The 643-nt window shown below is 64.9% G+C and carries 2 protein-coding genes; both read left to right on the top strand.

The window, feature by feature from the left end; all coding sequences use genetic code 11:
- A partial coding sequence (locus EN781_RS33690; protein ID WP_189347996.1) for a sigma 54 modulation/S30EA ribosomal C-terminal domain-containing protein occupies positions 1-139 on the top strand: 139 nt, incomplete at its 5' end.
- Positions 140-200: 61 nt separating this feature from the next.
- Positions 201-643, top strand: a 443-nt coding sequence (gene ptsN / locus EN781_RS33685; protein WP_127400787.1) for a PTS IIA-like nitrogen regulatory protein PtsN, incomplete at its 3' end; no start/stop codon positions are given.

The following is a 643-nucleotide window of genomic DNA, read 5'->3' as shown; positions in this document are numbered from 1 at the left end:
CATCGAGCTCGACACCAAGGATAGCCCGGTCTTCGTGTTCCGCAACGCCGGGAACGAGCATCTCAACATCGTCTACCGCCGGCCGGATGGGAACATCGGCTGGATCGACCCGTCCACGACCAAAGTCGCACAGGGATAGCAGCCAGCCGCGCGAGGGGGCGAGGACTGGCTGCGGCGGGCGAACAAGGGATTTTTCAAGCATGGATCTTAGCGATCTGATCAACGTTCCGGCGATCATGCCGGCGTTGAAGGCGAACTCCAAGAAACAACTGCTGCAATTGCTGTCCGAGAGGGCGGCAGCGATTTCGGGCATTCCGGAGCGGGAAGTGTTCGACACCATCCTGCAGCGCGAGCGGCTTGGCTCCACCGGCGTCGGCAACGGCATTGCCATACCGCATGGCAAGCTCGCCGGGGTGAAGCGCATTGCCGGCGTCTTCGCCCGGCTGGAGACGCCGGTCGATTTCGAGGCGCTGGATGACCAGCCGGTTGATCTGGTGTTTCTGCTGCTGGCGCCCGAGGGGGCGGGTGCAGACCACCTCAAGGCGCTGTCGCGCATCGCGCGCGTGCTGCGCGACGCCGACACCGTGGCCAAGATCAGGGGCACGCGCGACGCGGTGGCGATCCACGCACTGCTGTCGGACAC

It is taken from the genome of Mesorhizobium sp. M4A.F.Ca.ET.090.04.2.1, from assembly GCF_003999085.1.
Taxonomy (GTDB): Bacteria; Pseudomonadota; Alphaproteobacteria; order Rhizobiales; family Rhizobiaceae; genus Mesorhizobium.
The sequence above is the reverse complement of the archived record's forward strand: the minus strand, read 5'-3'. Positions and strand labels throughout refer to the sequence as shown.